Source organism: Desulfosporosinus metallidurans (genome assembly GCF_001936615.1).
GTDB classification, from domain to species: Bacteria; Bacillota; Desulfitobacteriia; order Desulfitobacteriales; family Desulfitobacteriaceae; genus Desulfosporosinus; species Desulfosporosinus metallidurans.
The window spans coordinates 1-16990 of sequence record NZ_MLBF01000010.1 but is presented as its reverse complement, the minus strand read 5'-3'; the positions used below and the strand labels follow the sequence as shown (position 1 = coordinate 16990).

The window sequence follows — 16990 nt, the reverse complement described above, 5'->3', positions numbered from 1 at the left end:
ATAATCTGAAAGGAGTGTGTCTATTGTCTCAATTGTTGGATGGCAAAGCAGTGTCCAAAATTCTTAAGGAAGAAATTCGTGAGGAAATTGCACAGTGGAAAGAAAAAGGAGTGCAACCTAAACTCGCGGTAATTTTAGTTGGTGATGATCCTGCTTCAGTGGTCTATGCACGGTCAAAGCAGAAAGTTTGCGAGGGTATCGGTATGGCCTTTGAACTTTTCACGATGCCGGGAGCTACACCAGAAGCGGATATTCTGGCAAGGATTGAGAGCCTAAATAATGATCAATCTGTTCATGGCATTATGATTGAACTTCCGCTTCCTAAAGGGATTAAGAAAGAAAAAGTTATGGCTGCAGTACGCCCAGATAAGGATGTAGACGGAGTTCATCCTATCAATCGTGGGTATATTTTAAGTGGCGAGGATGGGCTTTTCCCAGCCACCCCACAAAGCTGTATTGAGTTGCTTCTGCGCTCCGGTGTTGAGATTGCAGGAAAACATGTCGTCATTGTAGGCCGAGGAGAAACTGTTGGCAAACCCTTAGTTTTCCTGATTCTGAAGCACAATGCGACGGTGACTATTTGTCATTCTAAAACTCCGGACTTGGGAGCATTCACCCGTCAGGCCGATATTTTGATCGCAGCAGTGGGTCGCGCCAAGTTGATCAAAAAGGATATGGTCAAAGCGGGAGCGATTGTCGTCGATGCCGGGATCAATGAAACTCCAGAGGGAATTTGCGGGGATGTGGATTTCCAAGCGGTTCAAGAAGTTGCTGAGTTGATTTCGCCAGTTCCGGGTGGGGTAGGTTCTCTGACCACTGCTTTGATTATGCGTAATGTTCTGAAGGGAATCGTTCTTCAAGGGGGGACGCGTTAATGGATATGAATCAAATTTGGCAATGGACGACAGAAGAATTCCTGACTGTGTCCGCCAGCTCCTCACCGACACCCGGCGGGGGCAGTGTTTCTGCTTTTGTAGGAGCACAGGCTGCGTCGATGGCTTGCATGGTGGCTAACCTTACGATCGGTAAGGAAAAATATAAAGAGGTGGAACCTCAAGTAAAAGAGATCTTGTCACAGGGAGAAACGGTTTTAAACGCGCTTAAAACCGGATTGAGTCAGGATATCGCTGAGTTCTCGAATTTTATGGCTGTTCTGAAATTGCCAAAAGGCACGGATGAGGAAAAAGCTGTGCGCGCTACGAAAATGCAAGAGGTCTTAATTTCGGCTACGGATACTCCCCTCGGAATCGCCCAGAATTGCTTTAAAGTTTTACAATTAGCCCAGGAACTTGCTCCGATCGGTAATAAAGGGGCGATCAGCGATGTCGGTGTTGCGGCATATTTAGCGGAGAGTGCCTTGAAATCTGCAATGCTTAGTGTGGATATCAACCTTCCTCAGATTAAAGATCCGGGGTATCAAGAGCGGGTAAAGGCTGAACGAGCGAGACTATTTGAACAAGCTGCGGTAATTTGTGCGGAGACGGTCGCCGTAGTCCAAAGTCGGCTGTAAGTCAGAAGTCCGATGCTCGATGCGCGATGCACGAAGTATAGGCGGTTATTCATCTGATATAGGAAACTTACCTATATTAGTTTCCACACTTTATTATAGGTTTTAGCTAAAACTTATTCAGTGGCTACATGTGCGACATTCGAGGTTCGAACCGCGAACCGCGAGCATCGTGCTTCGGTTTTGTGCAGGGGGTGAGGAATAATTTCCTTCCCTCTTGTTTTTTTGTTATGATAGGTTTAGAGGTGATATTTGTGCCTAAAATATGGACAGTGTCCGAGTTGGTAGGGCAAATCGGACAAGTCTTGCAGGATCGAGCGGATTTGCAAAACTGCTGGATTAGTGGTGAACTTTCGAACTTTAAGAATCACCGTGCTTCTGGGCACTGGTATTTTACGCTGAAAGATGAGTCTTCCAGTCTTAAAGGAGTTATGTTTAAAAGCCGTTCCGAACGCGTGCGTTTTGTCCCGTCAGACGGACTAAAAGTCATGATTCGGGGAAATATCCGCATGTACGAGCGGGAGGGAACGATTCAATTTTACGCTGAAGAGATGGAACCCAGCGGGATTGGCCAACTCTATTTAGCGTTTGAACAACTCAAAAAGAAGCTTGAAGAGGAAGGACTCTTTGATCCAGCACGCAAAAAAGAAATTCCTCGCTTTCCTAAGCGAGTGGGCATTGTGACGAGCCCGACGGGAGCGGCAATTCGGGATATTATTAATATAATGGGGCGACGTCATCCGGGAATGTCGTGGATCTTGGCACCAGCTGCAGTTCAAGGAGAAGCGGCACCGCGGGAAGTAGCTCAGGCGATCGCTCGCCTAAATCGTTACGGAAATGTCGACGTCTTAATTGTCGGTCGGGGTGGGGGATCTTTAGAAGAGTTATGGGCCTTTAATACTGAAGTTGTGGCCCGTGCTATCTCAGCGTCTGTTATTCCAGTCATTTCAGCGGTGGGACATGAAACCGATGTGACTATTTCAGACTATGTTGCAGATTTGCGTGCGCCGACTCCATCTGCCGCGGCTGAACTGGCCGTGCCTATATTACAAGACCTAAAGTTTCAAGTCATTCAACTACGTGCTCGACTTCAAAGTGATATGGGGATGCTGATCGAGAGGAAGCGTCAATACCTTGATGGGATCGCGAATAAGGGGCCTCTTAAAGATCCTTTCTGGCGCATTGATCAAAATCGCCAACGCTTAGATACCCTGCAGGTGCGCCTTCAGGAGAGCATGACTAGATTTGTAGCCGATAAAAATGGTATACTAACCCTATTGGCAGCTAAGTTAGATTTGCTGAGCCCTTTGGCTATTTTGGGTCGAGGCTACTCGTTGACCTACGATGCAGAGGGGAAACTTCTTCGCTCCGCTCAAAAGGTGGAGGTTGATGAACAAATTAGGATTCGCTTAGGAGAAGGAAGTTTATGCTGCCAAGTGTTAGAGAAGGAGATTTAATCCATGAGCAATGAAAATTGGTCGGATGACCTTTTTGTTGAGTCTTCTGAGCAAGAAGAACCCCTCTCTCTGGAAATTGGGATTCATAATTTAGAGAAAATCGTGAAATTGCTTGAACAGAAAGATCTTCCTTTGGAAAAGGCTTTGGGCCTATTCAAGAAGGGCGTTGGTCTTGTACAGTACTGTTCCAACGTTTTGGATCAAGCGGAAAAGCAGATGGAAATTCTGCTTGAAGATCAGGACGGACAGTTGCAGGTAAAACCTGCAAGTTTTGAAGTGGAAGGGTGAACGTAAAGCGTGTTCAAAGAGACGTTTCAGCGCTATCTCACCATGGTTGAGCAGAGCCTTGCACAATTGCCATGGGACAAGGACAGCTTAAATGAGAGCATGTATTATTCCTTGATTGGGGGAGGTAAGCGTATTCGACCAGTTCTCGCTCTGGCCTCTGCAGAAGCTGTGGGTGGTCATCTGCAAGATATTTTACCTGCTGCGCTTTCGTTGGAACTTATTCATACGTATTCCTTAATCCATGATGATTTACCCGCCATGGATAATGACGACTATAGACGGGGAAGATTATCAAACCATAAGGTTTTTGGCGAGGCTCAGGCTATTTTAGCCGGGGATGCATTATTAACTTATGCCTTTGAACTTCTGGCAACCCCAGGCCTTGGTCGGCCTGAGAGGCAGCTTCGTGTTATTCGTGAGGTTGCGGTGGCTGCCGGAAAAGCGGGTATGGTCGGTGGGCAGGTTGCGGATGTCGCTGGAGAAGGGAAAACGCTGAACCTAGACGAGATTGAAAAGATTCATAAGGCTAAAACTGGTGCTTTACTGACGGTTTCTGCTCGGCTCGGCGGAATTTTAGCGGGTGGTACTGAGCCGCAGGTTGAAGCGTTGACTGAATATGCCCAGGCCTTGGGATTAGCGTTTCAAATAAAAGACGATATCCTTGATGTGGTGGGGGACAGTGAAACAATCGGTAAACCCGTTGGGAGCGACCTTCGCCAGGGTAAGTCGACTTATCCCTCTTTGTTAGGGTTAGAAGGCGCAGAGCGACAAATGCATACCCAAATACAAAAAGCACAGTCTGCCTTAAAGCCTTTTGGTACAGGTGCAACCTTTCTAAACGAGCTAGCTTACTATATAGAACAACGCCAGCATTGAAAGAGGTCGTGATCATGCCGATTATCCCAGGAATCTTTTACAATGCAATCCTTGTTTCCGCTGTGACAGCTTGGTTAATAGCTCAACTCCTTAAAGTCGTTGTAAATCTGTCTTTAGTAAGGAAACTGAATCTTCAACTACTTCTGAGCTCAGGTGGTTTTCCTAGTTCTCACTCCGCAACGGTAAGTGCTCTAGCTTTAGGAATTGGAAAATACTATGGGTGGGATTCCCCCATCTTTGCTGTTTCTGCCGTTTACGGTATGGTTGTGATGTATGATGCTGCAGGGGTACGACGAGCGGCGGGGAAACAAGCCGAAGTTCTCAATCAGTTGGTTGAAAATCTATACCTAGGGTCTGACCTTGCCCAAGAACGCCTGAAGGAACTCATTGGACATACTCCGTTTGAAGTATTCGGGGGCGTGATTGTAGGAATCATTGTGGGACTGTTGGTCTGAGATCGGGTTGAGGAGGGTTAACTAATCGTTGGCAGTACGCAAACGTAAGAGCTGGAAACATCTTGTAGTTGTTTTTTTGGGGAGTTTTGTCATTGCGGCCATTGTGGGAATTGGTTCTGAATTGCTGATGCGCCGGGCGGAGTCATTATGGGTAGCCGCATTGTTTCTTTTAGGCGTGATAGGGGTTCATATTGTCTTTGATGTTGTCGGAATTGCCGCGACAGCAGCAAATGAAGCTCCTCATCATGCTAGGGCAGCTAACCGTGTCAGGGGCGCGCGCCAGGCCGTCTATCTCGTGCGTCACGCGGACTTGGTGGCGAATATAGCCAACGATGTCGTGGGAGATGTTACTGGGACGTTAAGCGGAGTGATGGCTGCTGCGATTGTCATAGATATTGTCCGTTATTATCCGATATTTGGAACGAGAGAGATTTGGTTAACCACTCTCATCTTAGCCTTAGTAGCGTCGATAACCATTACAGGCAAAGCTGTGGGAAAATCCTTTGCCATTCATGATGCTAATAAAGTGATTGCTTGGGTTGGGAGCGCGATTGCCGCTGTTGAACAAATCACAGGTTGGAGCCTGACTGGACAGAAAAAACGAGGAGGAAAGAAGGATGGGGCTACTCGAAAAAATTTATGAGCCGAAGGATTTGCGCCGCTTAGATTTCACCGAACTTGAAACTCTGGCGCAAGAGATTCGGCAAAAAATGATTGACGTGGTCTCTAAAAATGGTGGTCATTTAGCTTCGAACCTCGGAGTTGTTGAACTCACTTTAGCGATACATAGGACATTTGATAGCCCCCACGACAAGATTGTGTGGGATGTGGGTCATCAGACCTATGTACATAAGCTTTTGACGGGTCGATTGGACTGGTTTAGTACGATTCGCCAATATAATGGATTGTCCGGATTTCCTAAACGGGCGGAGAGCGTCCATGATTGCTTTGAAACGGGCCATTCCAGCACATCCATTTCCGCAGCAGTGGGGTTTGCCAAAGCACGAGATGTTCTTCGAGAGAACCACCATGTTTTGGCCGTAATCGGAGATGGTGCGATGACCGGCGGAATGGCTTTTGAGGCCTTAAATCATGCAGGTCAAAGTGAAACCAATATGATTGTGGTCTTAAATGATAACGAAATGTCCATTTCTCCTAATGTAGGAGCCATGTCCTCTTATCTCAATCGATTGAGGACTGACCCGCGTTATGATAAGCGCAAAGAAGATATTGAGTACCTTTTAAAACGCATACCGGGTATTGGAACACAAGTCGCTAAGATGGTGGCCAAAGCCAAAGATAGTCTGAAGTACCTTTTGGTGCCGGGACTTATTTTTGAAGAATTGGGTTTCACGTATTTGGGACCGATTGACGGACATGATCAAGCCTTAGTTGAACAGGTTCTAGACCAGGCTAAACATAAAAAGGGACCCGTGCTTGTCCATGTGGTGACCCGCAAAGGAAAAGGCTATAGACCTGCAGAGGAAAATCCTGATATCTTTCATGGAGTCGGCCCTTTTGATACGGAAACGGGAAAGAGGACTAAAATTTCTGCTCCACCGACCTATACGACGGTGTTCGGGGAAACCCTTTGCGCGCTTGCTAAGGAAGATCCTAAGATCGTGGCCATTAGTGCGGCCATGCCCAGCGGGACAGGTCTTAATGTGTTTGCCAGTCAATTTCCTGAACGCTTTTTTGATGTTGGCATAGCAGAACAACATGCCGTTACATTTGCAGCTGGGTTGGCCTTTGGGGCTCTTAAGCCAGTTGTGGCAATCTATTCTACCTTTTATCAGCGGGCCTTTGATCAAGTATTGCATGATGTCTGTTTGCAACAGGCCAATGTTGTGTTAGCCATTGACCGTGCTGGAGTTGTAGGGGATGATGGGCCCACGCATCACGGGGTATTCGATATTTCCTTCTTTCGGATAATGCCAAATCTGGTTATTATGGCGCCAAAAGATGAGAACGAGTTACGCCATATGCTCTATACGGCATTACAATATTGCGGACCTGTGGCCTTGCGTTATCCGAGATCGGTTGGGCAAGGTGTGAAACTGGATGAGACGTTAATGAATATCCCCATTGGCAAAGCGGAAGTCTTACGTCAAGGCAAGGATGTGACTTTGATTGGAATCGGCCCAATCGTCAATCTCTGCCTACTGGCAGCGCAGGAATTACGCCACCGCGGCGTAGACGCTGCGGTCATTAACTTGCGTTATGTTAATCCGCTTGATCGTGAACTCCTTATCCATTATGCGCGTTTAACAAAACATTTTATTACGATCGAAGACCAAGTTCTTAAGGGAGGCATGGGAAGTGCCATCCTTGAACTTCTGGAAGAAGAAGGAATCGAAGGAGTTGCCTTCGAACGCCTAGGATATGATGGGTTCGTGGATCAAGGACCAATTCCTCAACTTCATAAAGTCCATGGATTGTCAGTTAAAGGGATCATGCAAGCAGCAGAACGCTTACAATTAATCCGCCGCGTCGCACAATCCTAGGAGGGAGTTTTCACGGGGACATAAGGAAGGGACGGGAAGGGATACTGTGGCAAAGGGAAAGGAACGCATCGATCTCTTATTAGTTAAGAATGGGTTGGCTACCAGTCGTGAGAAGGGCAAAGCAATGGTTATGGCGGGAATCGTGTTTGTCGGTGGGCAGCGCGTAGACAAGCCGGGCACGGAAATAGCGGAAGAATCCTTGATCGAACTGAAAGGGGAAACCTTGCCGTTCGTTTCTCGCGGTGGACTAAAGCTAGCTAAGGCAGTTGAAGAGTTTGGGCTCATATTCAAAGATCAGGTAGTCGTTGATATCGGGGCTTCCACAGGTGGCTTTACGGACTGTGTTTTGCAAAACGGCGCGAAGCGAGTTTATGCAGTGGATGTCGGATATGGACAATTGGATTGGAAACTTCGGACAGATCCCCGCGTTGTCTCGATGGAACGGGTGAATGCTCGTTATTTGAATAGCGAATCTCTACCTGAACAAGTGGATTGGGTCGTTTCAGATGTTGCCTTTATCTCTATAACGAAGATATTCTCAGCTATGTTAGCCATCCTTAAAGATGGAGGGCAGGTGTTATCCTTGATTAAGCCCCAATTTGAGGCCGGACGGGAGCATGTGGGGAAAAAAGGGGTCGTTAAAGACGGCTTAGTTCATAAACAGGTGTTGGAACAAGTCCTCAGTCAGGCTGAAAGTGTGGGCTTTCGGGTACTAGGCGTGGCTTATTCTCCGATTCGCGGCCCGGAAGGCAATATTGAATACCTAGCCTGGTTGGGGTTACATACCGGTTCGGGAATCAGCTGGCATGACGAACTGGAACGTTTGGTTCAGAACGCTCAGAAAGAGACGGAGTAACGTATGGAAAGAGTCGTTGGTTTATGGCTCAATAAGAGCAAACCGGAAGCACAGACGTTGGCTCTCCAAATTATACCTTGGTTCCAAGCTCGCGGATGGGACGTTTTGACAGAGTGGGTAGATATCCTAGAGCGCGGAGCGAAGTTTTTAATTTCCTTGGGTGGGGATGGAACGCTCCTTCAAGCAGCTCGAGAAGGTGCGCCGTTGGGGATCCCAGTGTTAGGTGTTAATTTTGGGCGCTTGGGGTTTTTATGTGAAATTGAGCGGGAAGATGTTTTTGGTGCCTTAGAAAAGGTTTTACATCAAGACTTTAAAATTCAAGAACGTTTAATGTTGAATGCGCTTATCAAGCGGGAGGGTTCGAACGCTCTTTCTCAGTTGGTCTTGAATGACATAGTGTTTTCTCGGGAGAGTGAGGATGGAGTCATAACCCTTCAGGTAAATCTGTCGGGGGAACCCTCTGTAAGTTATCCGGCCGACGGCTTGATTGTCGCGACCCCAACGGGTTCCACAGCCTATTCGCTATCTGCAGGTGGACCGATCATTAGCCCCAATGTTCAGGCAATTTTACTGACGCCATTAGCAGCACATTCCCTGTCGGCACGCCCCATGCTTGTTTCAGATCAGGAAGAAATTGAAATCCTTCTGGCCCACGGGGAGCAATGCCTGGTGACCTTTGATGGGCGGCATAGTGTTAAGATTTGCTCAGGTGAAACAGTCGTGATTACGACGGCTCCAATTAAGGCTCAGCTCATACGGGTAGGAAGCCGAAGTTTTCCCCAAGTGGTTCGAGAAAAGTTAAGGGATCGTTGGCATGAGTGAGAAGAGAAAAGAACATTGGAGGCTTTGTGTATGAAAGCTCGTCGCCAGATGAAGGTTCAAGAAATTATTACGAAGGAGATTATTCGCACTCAAGAAGAACTTGCCGATAAATTGCACTTATCAGGATTTAATGTCACTCAAGCAACGGTTTCCCGGGATATTAAAGAAATGGGACTCATTAAAGTTCCAAGTTTGGGAGACGAATACCGCTATGCCGTTCCGAGCGAAGTACATCCGGTAAACTTACAAGATCGCCTCAAACGAGTGCTACGTGAAACCGTGGTTTCTATTAATGACACGGAAAGCCTTGTTGTGATTCGAACCATCCCGGGAAATGCACATGCGTTAGCGGCTGTCATGGACAATAGTAACTGGGAAGAGGTCATTGGTACAGTCGCAGGGGATGACACGATTCTTTTGGTTATTAAGCCGAAAGAGGCTGTTCCAACAGTCTTAGAACGGATTACCACCTTGCTTGGATAGGAGGGACGTTATGCTTGCGGAGTTGCACGTGGAAAATTTTGGCTTGATGGAAGCAGTTCGTTTAAGTTTCGGTCAGGGGTTGACGGTGTTCACAGGAGAAACGGGTGCAGGGAAATCTATGTTGATTGACGCCTTGGGGGTTCTTTTGGGTGGCCGAGCCAGTGCAGACCTGATCCGGCATGGGGAAGCTCAGGCCCGAATTGAAGGGGTTTTCGAAGACCTTGCCCCGGAGTACATAAGACGGTTAGAAGAAGAGGGTTATCCAGTTGAAGAGGGCCAATTGTTTCTCTATCGAGAAATTAACACCTCGGGTAAAAACATTTGCCGTGTTCAAGGTCGTACGATTCCGCTTACCCTCTATCGTTCACTATGTTTAGGTCTTGTGGATATTCACGGCCAAATAGAACATCTGTCTCTCTTTCGCACCGAAACTCACCGCGATCTCTTAGATGCCTTGGGGGGACTTCAGGACGATGTTATCTTAGTAAACAAAGCAGCGAAAGCTTATCAAGCGATCCTACGTAAAGAACGGGAGTTGTCCATTTCAGAAGAGGAACGGCAAAAACGTGAAGAAATCTTGCGTTATCAAATCGAGGAGATAGCTCAGGTTAACCCGCTTCCGGGAGAAGAGGGAGAGCTTACTCTGGAGAAGAAACGCTTAAGTAATGCGGAACGAATCACTAGTTTGATCTCAGATGCCTATGTTGCCTTATATGAGGGTTCAGCTGGCAAACTGGCGGCATTTGACCTTTTGGGTCAAACGCGTAAAGCTCTTCAAGAGCTGGCTCGGTTGGATGAAGCGTTTAATGGTTTTGAACAAATTGAGTCCATCTATTATGCGACTGAGGATTTGGCGGACCAAGTTAGGGTATACCGCGATAATTTTGAGTTTGAACCGGGAAGGCTCGACCAGATTGAGGAGCGGCTTATTCAGTTAAACAGACTCCGAAAATACGGGACAAGCCTGGAAGATATCTTGGAGAAACGCGAGAAAATGATTCAAGAGTTAGATCAAATTACCCATGTCCAAGAACAATTTGAATCCATCTATAAAGAAAAGAAGACAACCCGACAAACTTACGACACGGTAGCTAAGTTGCTTAGCCAGAAACGTCTCGAAATCGCTGCACGAATCGAGAAAGGCCTAACTCTAGAACTTGCCGACCTGAGCTTAGAGAGAAGTCGGTTTGAAGTTCGATTTACGCCTAACGAAGAGCCAACGAGTGGTGGTGCTGAGTTGGTAGAGTTTTATTTCTCGGCTAATATGGGAGAACCCCCAAAACCTTTAGCGAAAGTTGCATCCGGAGGAGAGATGTCTCGTTTGATGTTAGCCTTGAAAAGCTTACTGGCTAAAGTGGAATCTGTGGGAACGTTCATCTTTGATGAAGTAGATAGTGGAGTTGGGGGCAGGACGATTCATAAAGTGGGTGAAAAGCTGGCCAAGATCGCCCAGAACAAACAGGTTTTTTGTATCACTCATGCTGCTCAAGTCGCAGCATTTGCAGATGTTCATTATGGCATTATAAAAGAAGTGAATGGCGATAGGACACGGACACAGGTTGAATCTTTGTCAGAGTCTGATCGCCTTGAAGAGCTTTCCAGGATGCTCGGAGGCGGGGAAGTGGAAATTACGCGTAAACACGCCCAGGAGCTATGGGAACGATCTCGAGTACGTCAATAACGATTCACAATTTAAAATGCACAGTTATTAATGGACCATGGTTTTCAATTATTTTCTTAAATTTCGTTTGATGAAGGCTGCACATAATTATGCAGTCTTTTTCTTTTGTCTAATTTGCCAATCTTTAAGGAAATATGGAACGTATTATACAGGATGAAACAGAAGAGATTTGGTTAATTTAAGATCATAATTCACTTAACTTATTAGAAACGCTCTAATCATGAGGAAAAGGGAAGAAAAGAAGAAAAATGGGGAGAATAGAGTGGAGGATGATAAGAGAGTGAAAAAGAAGAGCGTTTTAGTTTTTGTCAGTCTCTTGTTCTGCACCTTCCTTTGTATGAATCCTAGTTTTCAACAGTTAGTGGAATTTCCTGAACAATATCAAGTCAGTCAAATGGAACCTCAATTAAATGGATTTTGGTCAAGAATTATCAAGGTTGAGAAAATACCATCATCGAATCAAATCGTTTCAGTCGCATCTGGAAAACTCTCCAATTCTATAGGGTCAGAAAAACTAGAAGTAGCTTACAAGTTGTTTGGGATTTTCCCTTTAAGATCCGGTGAAGTCGAAGTGATGAAGCCTATGAAATTGATACCAGGCGGACAATCGATCGGTGTTACTTTGCAGACTAAGGGTGTAATGGTAGTCGGACAAGCCCCGGTTGTAGACAAAAGTGGAAGAAAAACCTTCCCTGCCAAGGATGCTGGAATCGAAGTTGGGGATATTCTCTTGAAAATTAACAATCAAGAGGTGCGATCTGATCAAGATGTCTCAAATGCGGTTCATCTAGCAGGAGAACAAAAGGGAAGCGCAAATGTACTATTTAAACACCAGGACCAGATTTTGGAGAAAATTGTAAGACCTATTTTTTGTGTAGAAACAGGAAGGTATCGTATGGGTTTATTTGTGAGAGATGAAGCTGCGGGTGTCGGCACACTGTCTTTTTTAGACCCTGAATCAAAACAATATGGTGCCCTTGGACACGTGATTACTGACGCAGACACAAACCAAAAAATTGAGATCTTCAATGGTAAAATCATTGCATCCTCCATCTATGCCATTGAGAAAGGGAAACGCGGGCACCCGGGCGAAAAAATCGGTTCGTTTGTTTCTAATTCATCGTTTATGGGGTCTATCGAAAAGAATACTATGACTGGGATTTTTGGAAAAATGAGCGGTGCAGTCGTGAACCCATATTTTAAAGAGGCAATTTCAGTAGGGTGGGAATCTGAGGTTAAGGTTGGTCCTGCCAAGATTTATACAGTGATTCAGGGGGAAAAGATCGAGGAGTTTAATGTTAATATTGATCGGGTGATGCATAATCGCACGGATAGCAAAAATATGATTGTACGCGTAACAGACCCAAGGCTACTAGACATTACGGGTGGTATCATCCAAGGGATGAGTGGAAGTCCAATTGTACAAGATGGTAAACTCATCGGGGCCGTTACTCATGTTTTTGTAAATGATAGTCAACGAGGTTATGGGGTATTTATCCAAAATATGTTAAACGAAACTCGACAGCTCGAGAAAAACGAAGCGGCATAAGGGTAAAAAAATCAAATAAATATGAAAGAGCAGCATTTATGAAAAAGGTTGCTCTTTTCTTTTATAAAATTGACATTTCATTCCTATAAAAGAAGGAGTTAACGAAACAATTGTCGAAATAATACTACCAAATATGTCTGTAATGAGGAGGATCCTGGGAAATGCAAAGACCTATTCGAGTCTTATTGGCAGATGATAACCGGGAATTTGTCGAGATAGTCAAAGAATTTATTGAACGGCAAGAAGATATGAGTCTTGTTGGGGTGGCCTATAACGGAAATGAGGCTCTGGAATTAATTTTCCGAGAAGAACCTCATGTTGTTCTGTTAGATATTATTATGCCTCACCTCGATGGTTTGGGTGTCCTTGAAAAACTCCAAAATGCAGTCCAAAGGCCTAAAATTATTGTGTTAACTGCGTTTGGTCAGGAATCAATGACACAACGTGCCGTAAGCCTTGGAGCTAACTATTACATATTGAAGCCATTTGAATTGGAAACCTTGGGTAAACGCATTCGCCAATTACAAGATGACTTTACGGATGCTTTTAGTGGTACCCCAATGACAAACACGATGACTGACGGAAAGAATAATTCGAGTTCGCATGTCTCAAATTCGCAGATTTCTAATGGAATCTTACCTCCGACGACAAAAAACCTTGAAGTTGAAGTCACACGAATGATCCACCAAATGGGAGTTCCGGCCCATGTTAAAGGGTATCAGTATTTACGGGATGCTATTGTTAGTGTAGTTTTAAATATTTCCCTCCTTGGAGCAGTAACCAAGGAGCTTTATCCTATGATCGCAGCTAAATATCAAACCACACCAAGCCGTGTCGAACGAGCGATTCGTCATGCTATTGAATTGGCTTGGGATCGCGGAAACATCGATTTTATGAATCGTTTTTTTGGCTATACTATTAACGTTGATCGTGGTAAGCCAACGAATTCTGAGTTTATCGCAATGGTTGCCGATAAATTACGGATGTCAATGATGTAACAAATATTAACCGAAAAACACCTTTATTATCACCTGAATTATTGGGTAATAATAAAGGTGTTTTTATCTGCCAAACTTTATTTCCGTTATTTCATATGGGAACGGCTTCGACTCTTTAAGATAGTTTGCATTTAAATATTAAAGAGATCTGTTTGGAACTGAAAATTAATATAGGTGCAAAATATTGTAAAGCAGGATTTGCACGCCAGAAGACGAATTAATACATAAAACGACAGAAAGTTCTGACCGCAGAGGGGGATAAAGAAAATGTTTGTGCGTAGTCAGCTCGATAGATTGGCTGAGGTAACGAATCATGGGATCTTAGGGATTAACCTACTCAATGAAATTGTGATCTGTAATTCGTCGACAGCCGATTTATTTGAGATGTCCGTTGAAGATATATTAGGCAAGGATTTATGGCAACTGATGCCGGACGATTCGCTGCCTTACATTCGAGATTCAGAAACGATTGAATTTAGCACTCTGAGCCGAATTGGCAACAAGACGATCATAGCCAGTCGCATGCCCTATAAAGACGATCAAGGACGCGTAATCGGGGCAGTGGCCTTCTTGCGGGATATGACGGAATATGAAGATCTCAGGGTTAAAGTCAACATGCTACAGGAAGTACGCACCCTTCTGACGGCCATAATTAACTCCACACAGGATGCTATTTCCGTAGTGGATGAAAATGGGCTAGGAATTTTGATTAACCCTGCATATACTCATTTGACAGGTTTAACTGAGGAGGATGTCATAGGTAAACCACCCACAGTAGACATAGCAGAAGGGGAAAGTATGCACGTTAAGGTTCTAAGAACCCGTCAACCCGTCAAAGGAGTTTCAATGAAAGTAGGGCCGAATCGCAAAGAGGTGATCGTAAATGTTGCTCCAGTTATCGTTTCCGGACAATTACGAGGAACAGTTGGGGTCCTTCATGATATCTCAGAAATCCATAAGCTTTCTGAGGAATTAGAAAGGGCGAAGCGCTTAATTCGCCATCTAGAGGCAAAATATACGTTCAATGATATTATCGGAGAAAGTGAAGCCATTAAAGCTGCGATTGAACAAGCCCAACGGGCGGCTGTGACCCCGGCAACTGTTCTCTTGCGTGGAGAAAGTGGGACGGGAAAAGAACTGTTTGCTCATGCTATTCACCGCTCAAGCGAACGACAGAAGGGACAGTTTATTCGGGTAAATTGTGCTGCATTAGCGGATAGCCTTTTGGAAAGCGAGCTGTTTGGTTATGTTGAAGGGGCTTTTACCGGAGCCAAGCGTGGAGGGAAAGCGGGTCTCTTTGAAGAAGCCAACGGGGGAACCATTTTTCTCGATGAGATTGGAGAAATCAGTCTAAACCTTCAAGCCAAGCTCTTACGCGTCCTGCAAGAACGTGAAATTGTGAAAGTAGGCGATAATCGGTCGTTTAACGTAGATGTTCGGGTCATTGCGGCAACGAATGCCAATTTGGAAGCAGAGTTACGAGCTGGCAAATTTCGCGAAGACTTGTATTATCGTTTGAATGTAATTCCAGTGATAATTCCGCCCCTAAGACAGAGAAGGGACGATGTTCCTTTAATTGTTCATCATCTAATTCGGCGCTTTAATCAGGAATATGGACGTTGTGTCGAACATGTAAGTGAGGAAACATTGAAAATTTTGATGGGGTATCATTGGCCTGGAAATGTTCGTGAATTAGAAAACATTTTGGGCCGTGCAATAATTAATATGCGCGCAGGTGAAACCGTTGTGGAGCAACATCGTCTTCCAGTCTTGACCTTTCCAAGTGATAATTATTCTGAGGTGCAATTTGTTGACTTAGGACAATCTTCTTTGTCAGAGGAGGAAGAAGGATTTGAAGAGTTGCAACGGCAATGGGAACGCGCTTTACTGTTAGTCACTTTACAACGAACTGGGGGAAATAAAACAAAGGCAGCCCAGCATTTAAAAATGTCGATACGGAACTTCTATTATAAACTAAAACGGCATGCCCTTATATAAGGAATTCTACTTAAAAAAATCCTTTCAAAGGATTGCTTGCTTGCCAGATGAATACCGAAAATAGTATTGCAAATACACGATTGCAAACTATTGCAGGCAGATCTATGCAGGCAGAGCAGTGCTGACCATGAATACTTTTGCAGTAATCGTGGTCCTTTTTTAGTATTGCGGAGAGTATAACTACTCTACTTAGCTGTTTAGTTCTAGGCTAAATTGCTTTAAATCAGACAATTCTAAAATCAAACAGATATACTTGGTCTAGAATGTCAATTCTTGAAATACTGGCACTCATATTGCATTAACGTGTAGGCAGGGTTGACTCTGATTTATTAAGCCTAGAGCTATAAGGGGGATGCAAAATGGAGATTTTTGATTACCTTGAAAAGTATGACTACGAACAATTGGTTATTTGTCAGGATCAGACGTCGGGTTTGAAAGCGATTATTTGCATTCATGACACTACGTTGGGACCAGCTCTTGGCGGAACGCGAATGTGGAATTATGCCAATGAAGAAGAGGCAATTCTTGATGCCCTTCGCCTTGCTCGTGGGATGACGTATAAAAATGCGGCGGCAGGGCTTAATCTCGGCGGTGGGAAAACAGTAATCATTGGTGATTCACGTACACAAAAAAGCGAAGAATTGTTTCGTGCCTTTGGTCGTTATGTTCAATCCTTAAACGGTCGTTATATCACGGCTGAAGATGTGGGGACAACGGTTCGAGATATGGATTGGGTGCATCTGGAGACTGATTTTGTAACTGGAGTCTCCTCGTCCTACGGTGCTTCCGGAGATCCTTCCCCCATGACGGCGCGTGGAGTATGGCGGGGGATGAAAGCCACTGCAAAGGAAGTATATGGTAATGATTCCTTAAATGGAAAAGTAATTGCCATTCAAGGCTTGGGGCATGTCGGTCATGATTTAGCAAAACACTTGCACGGAGAGGGTGCGAGCCTCATAGTCACGGATATCCATCAAGAGGCAGTTAAACGGGTTGTTGAAGAAACAGGAGCCAAGGCGGTGGGCCTAGAAGAAATCTATGGTGTCCAGGCAGATATTTTTGCTCCTTGTGCTTTAGGGGCCGTGATTAACGATGAAACGATTCCACAATTAAAGGTTCAAATCATCGCTGGTGCTGCTAATAATGTCCTAAAAGAAGAACGTCACGGTGACAAGCTTCACGAACTTGGAATTCTTTACGCACCGGACTATGTCATTAATTCGGGTGGCGTCATCAACGTTGCTGATGAATTGGAAGGATATAATTACGAACGGGCCCTGAAAAAGGTCGAAATGGTGTATGACAATGTGGCCAAAGTTCTTAAAATCGCCAAACAGGATAACATCCCGACATACCAGGCAGCGGATCGCATGGCGGAAGAGCGTATTATGAAAATCGGACGGGTCCGTTCGAATTATTTAAGATAGTCTTATTACAGTGACACCTTTTTTTGAAACGCCTTGGGGATCCAATGAAGGCAGGCGCAAAAATGATCCTTTTTAAGATTGCCTTAGAT

At 45.0% G+C, this 16990-nt stretch carries 16 protein-coding genes; all 16 read left to right on the top strand.

Annotated features, from left to right (window positions below; translation table 11 throughout):
* The first annotated feature begins 23 nt into the window (after nucleotides 1-23).
* The 16 genes from DSOL_RS08685 (at nucleotide 24) to DSOL_RS08610 (ending at nucleotide 16901) form a co-directional block, all read left to right on the top strand.
* Nucleotides 24-875, top strand: a complete 852-nt coding sequence (locus tag DSOL_RS08685) for a bifunctional 5,10-methylenetetrahydrofolate dehydrogenase/5,10-methenyltetrahydrofolate cyclohydrolase (protein WP_075364476.1) — start codon at nucleotides 24-26, stop codon at nucleotides 873-875.
* Nucleotides 875-1510: a cyclodeaminase/cyclohydrolase family protein gene (locus tag DSOL_RS08680; RefSeq protein WP_075364475.1), complete on the top strand. Its 636-nt coding sequence runs from the start codon at nucleotides 875-877 to the stop codon at nucleotides 1508-1510. Before DSOL_RS08685 ends, DSOL_RS08680 begins: the two co-directional genes overlap by 1 nt.
* Before the next feature lie 251 nt (nucleotides 1511-1761).
* Nucleotides 1762-2964, top strand: coding sequence for an exodeoxyribonuclease VII large subunit (gene xseA / locus DSOL_RS08675; RefSeq protein WP_075364474.1), 1203 nt, complete (start codon nucleotides 1762-1764; stop codon nucleotides 2962-2964).
* A 3-nt stretch (nucleotides 2965-2967) separates the two neighbouring features.
* Nucleotides 2968-3252 (top strand): exodeoxyribonuclease VII small subunit, encoded by a 285-nt coding sequence (xseB, locus tag DSOL_RS08670; protein ID WP_075364473.1) that lies wholly within the window; start codon nucleotides 2968-2970, stop codon nucleotides 3250-3252.
* Nucleotides 3253-3261: 9 nt separating this feature from the next.
* Nucleotides 3262-4128 carry a polyprenyl synthetase family protein gene (locus DSOL_RS08665; RefSeq protein ID WP_075364472.1) on the top strand — a complete coding sequence of 289 codons (867 nt, stop codon included), beginning with the start codon at nucleotides 3262-3264 and terminating at the stop codon, nucleotides 4126-4128.
* 14 nt (nucleotides 4129-4142) lie between these two features.
* On the top strand, nucleotides 4143-4583 hold the full coding sequence (locus DSOL_RS08660; RefSeq protein ID WP_075364471.1) for a divergent PAP2 family protein: 441 nt from the start codon (nucleotides 4143-4145) through the stop codon (nucleotides 4581-4583).
* A 28-nt stretch (nucleotides 4584-4611) separates the two neighbouring features.
* Nucleotides 4612-5226, top strand: a complete 615-nt coding sequence (locus DSOL_RS08655) for a hypothetical protein (protein ID WP_075364470.1) — start codon at nucleotides 4612-4614, stop codon at nucleotides 5224-5226.
* Entirely contained in the window at nucleotides 5201-7087 is a 1887-nt protein-coding gene (gene dxs / locus DSOL_RS08650; RefSeq protein ID WP_075364469.1) for a 1-deoxy-D-xylulose-5-phosphate synthase, read from the top strand. The genes DSOL_RS08655 and dxs overlap by 26 nt, the downstream gene beginning before the upstream one ends.
* Nucleotides 7088-7133: 46 nt before the next feature.
* A complete protein-coding gene (locus tag DSOL_RS08645) occupies nucleotides 7134-7943 on the top strand; it encodes a TlyA family RNA methyltransferase (protein WP_075364468.1) in 810 nt (269 codons plus the stop codon).
* A 3-nt stretch (nucleotides 7944-7946) separates the two neighbouring features.
* Nucleotides 7947-8765, top strand: coding sequence for an NAD(+)/NADH kinase (locus DSOL_RS08640; RefSeq protein ID WP_075364467.1), 819 nt, complete (start codon nucleotides 7947-7949; stop codon nucleotides 8763-8765).
* A gap of 30 nt (nucleotides 8766-8795) precedes the next feature.
* Nucleotides 8796-9248 (top strand): arginine repressor, encoded by a 453-nt coding sequence (argR, locus tag DSOL_RS08635; protein ID WP_075364466.1) that lies wholly within the window; start codon nucleotides 8796-8798, stop codon nucleotides 9246-9248.
* Nucleotides 9249-9258: 10 nt separating this feature from the next.
* Nucleotides 9259-10929, top strand: coding sequence for a DNA repair protein RecN (recN, locus tag DSOL_RS08630; RefSeq protein ID WP_075364465.1), 1671 nt, complete (start codon nucleotides 9259-9261; stop codon nucleotides 10927-10929).
* Nucleotides 10930-11209: 280 nt separating this feature from the next.
* Entirely contained in the window at nucleotides 11210-12478 is a 1269-nt protein-coding gene (spoIVB, locus tag DSOL_RS08625) for a SpoIVB peptidase (RefSeq protein ID WP_075364464.1), read from the top strand.
* A gap of 161 nt (nucleotides 12479-12639) precedes the next feature.
* Nucleotides 12640-13476, top strand: coding sequence for a sporulation transcription factor Spo0A (spo0A, locus tag DSOL_RS08620; RefSeq protein WP_075364463.1), 837 nt, complete (start codon nucleotides 12640-12642; stop codon nucleotides 13474-13476).
* 267 nt (nucleotides 13477-13743) lie between these two features.
* Nucleotides 13744-15474, top strand: a complete 1731-nt coding sequence (locus tag DSOL_RS08615) for a sigma-54 interaction domain-containing protein (RefSeq protein ID WP_075364462.1) — start codon at nucleotides 13744-13746, stop codon at nucleotides 15472-15474.
* Between the two features lie 359 nt (nucleotides 15475-15833).
* Nucleotides 15834-16901: a Leu/Phe/Val dehydrogenase gene (locus DSOL_RS08610; RefSeq protein ID WP_075364461.1), complete on the top strand. Its 1068-nt coding sequence runs from the start codon at nucleotides 15834-15836 to the stop codon at nucleotides 16899-16901.
* Nucleotides 16902-16990: the final 89 nt, after the last annotated feature.

Coding starts and splice junctions, on each gene's coding strand:
- DSOL_RS08680 (WP_075364475.1), top strand. CDS start 875: ATGGATATGAATCAAATTTGGCAATGGACGACAGAAGAATTCCTGACT.
- xseB (WP_075364473.1), top strand. CDS start 2,968: ATGAGCAATGAAAATTGGTCGGATGACCTTTTTGTTGAGTCTTCTGAG.
- DSOL_RS08660 (WP_075364471.1), top strand. CDS start 4,143: ATGCCGATTATCCCAGGAATCTTTTACAATGCAATCCTTGTTTCCGCT.
- dxs (WP_075364469.1), top strand. CDS start 5,201: ATGGGGCTACTCGAAAAAATTTATGAGCCGAAGGATTTGCGCCGCTTA.
- DSOL_RS08640 (WP_075364467.1), top strand. CDS start 7,947: ATGGAAAGAGTCGTTGGTTTATGGCTCAATAAGAGCAAACCGGAAGCA.
- argR (WP_075364466.1), top strand. CDS start 8,796: ATGAAAGCTCGTCGCCAGATGAAGGTTCAAGAAATTATTACGAAGGAG.
- recN (WP_075364465.1), top strand. CDS start 9,259: ATGCTTGCGGAGTTGCACGTGGAAAATTTTGGCTTGATGGAAGCAGTT.
- spo0A (WP_075364463.1), top strand. CDS start 12,640: ATGCAAAGACCTATTCGAGTCTTATTGGCAGATGATAACCGGGAATTT.
- DSOL_RS08615 (WP_075364462.1), top strand. CDS start 13,744: ATGTTTGTGCGTAGTCAGCTCGATAGATTGGCTGAGGTAACGAATCAT.
- DSOL_RS08610 (WP_075364461.1), top strand. CDS start 15,834: ATGGAGATTTTTGATTACCTTGAAAAGTATGACTACGAACAATTGGTT.